The organism is Mesorhizobium sp. M4A.F.Ca.ET.020.02.1.1 (genome assembly GCF_004022645.1).
In the GTDB taxonomy this organism is placed as follows: Bacteria; Pseudomonadota; Alphaproteobacteria; order Rhizobiales; family Rhizobiaceae; genus Mesorhizobium.
On the sequence record NZ_RZOI01000410.1, the window covers coordinates 1 to 5451 of the forward strand.

The following is a 5451-nucleotide window of genomic DNA, read 5'->3' on the forward strand; positions in this document are numbered from 1 at the left end:
AGATCACCGCCAAGCGGCTCGGGCTCAACGCCGAGCGGCGGCAACTCAGGACCGACCAATTTCTTGCCGCAGCCAACGCCGCCGAGCAGTTGATGCTGCTTTGAAGGTCTCGCGCCGGCCCTCGCCGGGCGGCGCGAGAAGAATCCCGTCCGGCCTGTCCCCGGCCTTGAGACGGTGCCCTCCCGGTCCGCGCCCCACCCGACCCGGAGGGACTTGCGGAGAATCGGAGCCGATGCGAACCTCGCCGCACCATGGCTCGCGCGCGTTCCGATTCTCCGCTTCTCTTCGAAATCGTCGAGAAACCCGATTTCTCCATCGAGACGAAGGCGATGGCCGACGGCCTGTGGCCGGTGGCGGGAATGGACGAGGCTGGCCGCGGCCCGCTGGCCGGTCCGGTGGTCGCGGCGGCGGTGGTGCTCAATCCCGCCAACATCCCCGACGGGCTGGACGATTCCAAGCGGCTCACCCATCTGCAACGCGAAGCGCTATTCGCCAGGATCCTGGGTTCGGCGCTCGGCGTGGCGATGGCTTCGATCAGTGCCGAGGGCATAGACGGCAGCAACATCTTGAAGGCCAGCCTCGAAGCCATGCGCCGCGCGGTCGCCGGCCTTTCGCTGCAGCCCAAGCTGGCGCTGGCGGACGGCCGCGACGTGCCGCCCGGTCTCGCTTGCGAGGGGCGCGCGCTGATCAAGGGCGACCAGCGTTCGCAGTCGATTGCCGCCGCCTCGATTGTCGCCAAGGTGATGCGCGACCGCATGATGTGCGGCTGCGGCGGCCATCACGATCGCTATGGCTTCGAGGTGCATATGGGCTACGCGACGGCGCGCCACCGCACGGCGATCGAAGCACACGGACCGGTGGCAAGGTTGCACCGGGCGTCATTCGCGCCGTTTCGCTTGGGCGGCGTCGAGGTGGTGGAAGAAGAGAGCTTTGTAGGACTGGAGTGAGGCGGCGGCGAAGGTGCGCGTAATCTCCCCCCTTGAGGGGGAGATGGCCGGCAGGCAGAGGGGGTCGCTTCGCGTGAAGCTCCAACGCCATCTGTCGTCCGCAAGAAAGTCGCGCCCAGTCGAACCGACCCCCTCTGTCGCCTTTGGCGACATCTCCCCCTCAAGGGGGGAGAATATCTCGCTCAAACAAAAAAGCCGCCGGGTTACCCAGGCGGCTTTTTGATTTCTAACGGCGAAGCGCTCAGTTCAGCTTGGCCTTCACGTCCTGAAGCGCCGACTTGAAGAAGTCCGCGCCGGCCTTGGCGTCGACCTTGGCGGCAAGCAGTGCGCGGGCGGCCTCGACGGCGATGTCGACGGCGCTGGCGCGAACCTCGCTGATCGCCTCGCGCTCGGCCTGGCCGATCTTCTGCTCGGCGAGCGCTGTCCGGCGCGCGACATAGTCCTCGGTCTTCTTGTGCGCCTCGGTGGCGAGCAACTCGGCCTCGCGCTTGGCGGCGGCGACAATGTCGGCGGCCTCCTGCTCGGCTTCCTTGCGCTTCTTCTGGTACTGGCCGAGCAACTGCTGTGCCTCCTCGCGCAGCCGGCGGGCTTCTTCAAGCTCGTTGCTGATCTTGGCGGCGCGGGCGTCGAGCCCCTTGGCGATCAGGCCGGGCACCTTGATGTAGATGGCGATGCCGAGGAAGATGACCAGGGCAACCGTGGCCCAAAGCGTTGCGAGAGATGTGGCGTCCATGATGCGCTCCTCACCGGGCCACGGATTTGACCGCGGCCGCGATCTCGGCCTTGCTGGCCTTGCCGCCGACAAGCGCCTCGACGATGGCCGAAGCGGTGTCCTCGGCGATGGTGCCGACTTCCTTCATGGCGTTAGCCTTGATGGAAGCGATGCTGGCCTCGGCTTCGCCGAGTTTCTTGTCGAGCTCCGCTTCGACCTGTTTGCGCGCGGCCTCGGCCTCTGCCTTGGCCCCGTCGCTGGCCTGCTGTCCGATCGCATTGGCTCTCGTCTTGGCTTCGGCCAGTTCCTGCTCGTAAGCAGCAACGGCGGCGTCGGCCTCGCCCTTGAGCCGGGCGGCATGGTCGAGATCCTGCGTGATGCGGTCGTTGCGGACGTCGATGATGCCGCCAACGCGCGGCATCACCACCCGCTTCAGGAACAGGTAGAACAGCCCGAAGGTGATCGCCAGCCACAGCAACTGCGACGGGAACGTCGCCGGATCGAATGGCGGGAACGTGCCGTGTGCCTCGGCCGGCACCTCGGTGCCGGCATGCGTTTCGGCTCCCGCACCGGTGGCGCCTTCGGCGGCCGGCGCTGACTCTTCTGCGAAGGCAGATGTCACGAACATGGACTATCCCCTGATATCAGGCCCGCCGCGGGTCGCGGCCGGCCTGTCCAATCTTCCCGAAGCTCAGCCGAACAGGGCCAGAAGCGCGATGAGAAGGGAGAAGATGCCCAGAGCTTCGGTCACGGCGAAGCCGAAGATCAGGCGGCCGAACTGGCCATCGGCGGCCGACGGGTTGCGCAGCGCGCCCGCCAGGTAGCTGCCGAAGATGTTGCCGAGGCCGATGCCCGCGCCACCCATGCCCAGGCAAGCGATGCCGGCGCCGATGTACTTTGCTGCTTCTGCGTCCATTTCAAACTCCTTTGGATCCGTAATTCCGTTGCAATTCCATCCGGCGGCAAATGCCGGAAACTCGTGATCAGTGCCCGGGATGCAGGGCGTCGTTGAGGTACATGCAGGTCAGCACGGCAAACACATAGGCCTGCAGGAAGGCGACCAGCAGCTCCAGCGCCGTCAGCGCCACAGCCATGGCCAGCGGCAGTACCGAGCCGGCAACACCGACCGCGCCCAGCGCGCTGAGGCTGACGACGAAGCCCGAGAAGACTTTCAGCGTGATGTGGCCGGCCAGCATGTTGGCGAAAAGACGAACCGAGAGGCTGACCGGGCGCGACACGAAGGAGATCACCTCGATCAGCACCACCAGCGGCAGGAGGAAGACCGGCACGCCATGCGGCACGAACAACTTCAGGAAACCGAGGCCGTGCTTGGTGAAGCCGTAGACAATGACGGTTCCGATGACCAGCGCGGCTAGGCCGAAGGTGACGATGATGTGGCTGGTGACGGTGAAGAAATACGGGAACAGGCCGAGCAGATTGGCGACCAGCACGAACATGAACAGCGAAAAGACGAAGGGGAAGAACTTCAACCCCTGCTTCCCAGCCGCATCCCGCAGCATGTTGGAGACGAATTCGTACGCCATTTCCGAGACCGACTGCAGGCGGCCGGGAACCAGGCTGCGGCTGGCGGTGGTGAGATAAAGGAAGGCCGATGCGACAGCGACGGTCGCAACCATGAACAAGGCGGAGTTGGTGAAGGACAGGTCGTAGCCACCGATATTGATCGGAATCAGCTTGACGATATGGAACTGGTGGATCGGATCGACCTTGTCAGCAGCCATTTACATCCCCGTCAAAGCCGCACGCGGCCTTAGTGTCTTACCCAGCGCCATGACGGCGCCACTTCATTCCTCCGGATCACGCGGCTTGCCGCCCTGTCCGAATTGCGCCACCAGCCCCGCCGAGCGCAGGACATTGAGCACGCCGGCGCCAAACCCCAGCAACAGGCCGACGATCAGACCCCACGGCGAGATTCCCGCCAGCCGGTCGATGATCCAGCCAATGCCGACACCGACCACTATCCCGGCGATGAACTCGCTGGACAGCTTGAGTGCCTGACCGTATCCGGTCACTGCTTTCGCGTCGTCTTTCCCCTCGAGCCGGTCCGGCCTTCTTGATGCAAGCGATGCTTCAAGATCACGCCGGCGGCGCTCAAGATCGTCGTCGCGGATGTCGGCTTCGCGCTGCTTGCCGCGGCCGGTTTCTCCGGTTCCGTCTGGCCCGTTCTTGTCGGCCATCGCAACCCCCCTGCCCGGTCAGACCGCTACCGTCCGTCCGCTTCTAAAGTCGCCGGCAACATAGTTAGAGGGTCCGCGCCCGTCAAGCCACGGGCCGAACTTCAAACCCATGTATTTTTTATATTGAAATCAATATCTTAAGGAGGTGCGACATCGTGCCCGTCGCGGTTGGAGGCAAGCGCCCGGCGAATCCTTGCAACCAAGGCTCCCCAATTGCAAGCGCGCTGAGCCATTCGGACCACTCAGACGGTCTCGGCGAAACTGCCTCAACTCCAGCCGCCGCCATAGGTGCGGTAGAAGATATGCAGGCCGATCTTGGTCATCTTCTGCATGGTGCGCGCCCAGCCCGGATGCACGTAATTGGCATAGTAATGGGTCGAAGAGCCGACCTCCGGAATGAAGATCTTGCCGGCGGTCACCGCCATGGCGACGTCCTGAGCGGTCTTGTAGGCGACGGGATCGTTGACGCGCTTCTTGCGGCCGTCGCAGGCGAAGGAGAACTGGCAGCGGTTCAGCCAGTTGTCGTTCTGGTAGACGACGCCGCAGATCGACTTCGGATAGGCCGGGTTGCGGACGCGGTTGAGGATCACCTGGGCGACGGCGGCCTGGCCGCGCACGGATTCGCTGCGCGCCTCGAAATAGATGCCGTTGGCAAGGCAAGCCTGCTCCGGCTTGGAGAAGACGCTGGCCGGCAGCGGGTTCTGGATCCACCAGTGGTCGCCCTTGGCCATCGGCGGGATGAAGCGGCCGCTGTTCGGCTCCTCGTCCTGCAGCAGCGCCTCGAACGGCGAGGCCTTGGCATAGTCGGGCTCGGCCTGAGCATAGGCGGTGGCGAGCACGTCCGGCTTGTCGTTGTTGACGAGCGCCGCCAACATGGCCGGCACGGCTGGATCCGGCTTCTTGTCCTCGCGGATGTGGAAGGCCTGGGCGATCTGGATCTCCTTGCCCTTGATGCCTGGCTTGGCGAAGGCGAGTTTCAGGCCGCTGTCCATGCTCGGGCGCAGCAGGAAGGACGTGCGTTGGAAGATCGAGCCGGCGTTGAAGGCCTTCGGCGGCGCCACCGGCGAGATCTGGACGATGCGGCCCTTCTTGTCGGCGCGCACGATGCGGTCTTCGTCCGGCGTCGTGCCGGCCACATTGCCCTTGCCGCGAAAGGCGACCGCGCCGACGCCCGGCAGCTGCACGCCGGAGCCGGAGATGGAGCCGGTTGAGACGGAATCGACGAAGGGCATCTCGGCGGCGTGGACCGAGCCGGCGACGGATTTCTCGACATAGGCGTTCCAGCGGGCGTTCGGCGTCTCCAGACCAGAAACCAGGCTGGTCATGTCCTGATAGGCGACGACGGAAGGAAAGCCGACCCAGATACCGAGGCCAATAACGAACGGGGACAGGAAGGAACGCTTCTTCTCACCGGCGGCGGCGACCAGCCGCTTCAAGACACGTCGATGCACGGAACTCTCCAGAAACGCAACTGACCCTCTGGAGAGCCAAAATGATGCATTAACCTTGATGGGGCGTTAACGCCATCGATCGTGTTTTTTTGATGTTGGCCCGAAACAGGAGGTTTTTCGCCGCCGCTGCGCAGGCCGAAAAT

At 64.4% G+C, this 5451-nt stretch carries 7 protein-coding genes; 1 reads left to right on the forward strand and 6 read right to left on the reverse strand.

Going from position 1 to position 5451, the window contains the following annotated elements:
- Positions 1 to 251 precede the first annotated feature (251 nt).
- Positions 252 to 947 (forward strand): ribonuclease HII, encoded by a 696-nt coding sequence (locus tag EN742_RS22530; RefSeq protein WP_127406594.1) that lies wholly within the window; start codon positions 252 to 254, stop codon positions 945 to 947.
- A gap of 241 nt (positions 948 to 1188) precedes the next feature.
- On the opposite strand, the gene EN742_RS22535 is transcribed toward EN742_RS22530, so the two are convergent.
- The 6 genes from EN742_RS22535 to EN742_RS22560 all read right to left on the reverse strand — a co-directional run bounded on the left by EN742_RS22535 (position 1189) and on the right by EN742_RS22560 (position 5308).
- The gene (locus EN742_RS22535; RefSeq protein WP_127406595.1) at positions 1189 to 1680 is read right to left on the reverse strand and encodes a F0F1 ATP synthase subunit B; all 492 of its coding nucleotides are present in this window, start codon (positions 1678 to 1680) and stop codon (positions 1189 to 1191) included.
- A 10-nt stretch (positions 1681 to 1690) separates the two neighbouring features.
- Positions 1691 to 2287 (reverse strand): F0F1 ATP synthase subunit B, encoded by a 597-nt coding sequence (locus tag EN742_RS22540; protein WP_126055980.1) that lies wholly within the window; start codon positions 2285 to 2287, stop codon positions 1691 to 1693.
- A gap of 63 nt (positions 2288 to 2350) precedes the next feature.
- Positions 2351 to 2575 carry a F0F1 ATP synthase subunit C gene (locus tag EN742_RS22545; protein ID WP_006206606.1) on the reverse strand — a complete coding sequence of 75 codons (225 nt, stop codon included), beginning with the start codon at positions 2573 to 2575 and terminating at the stop codon, positions 2351 to 2353.
- Between the two features lie 67 nt (positions 2576 to 2642).
- On the reverse strand, positions 2643 to 3401 hold the full coding sequence (locus EN742_RS22550) for a F0F1 ATP synthase subunit A (RefSeq protein ID WP_126055981.1): 759 nt from the start codon (positions 3399 to 3401) through the stop codon (positions 2643 to 2645).
- A 63-nt stretch (positions 3402 to 3464) separates the two neighbouring features.
- Positions 3465 to 3857, reverse strand: coding sequence for an AtpZ/AtpI family protein (locus EN742_RS22555; protein WP_126055982.1), 393 nt, complete (start codon positions 3855 to 3857; stop codon positions 3465 to 3467).
- 266 nt (positions 3858 to 4123) lie between these two features.
- Entirely contained in the window at positions 4124 to 5308 is a 1185-nt protein-coding gene (locus EN742_RS22560) for a cell wall hydrolase (RefSeq protein ID WP_128333293.1), read from the reverse strand.
- Between the last annotated feature and the right edge of the window lie 143 nt (positions 5309 to 5451).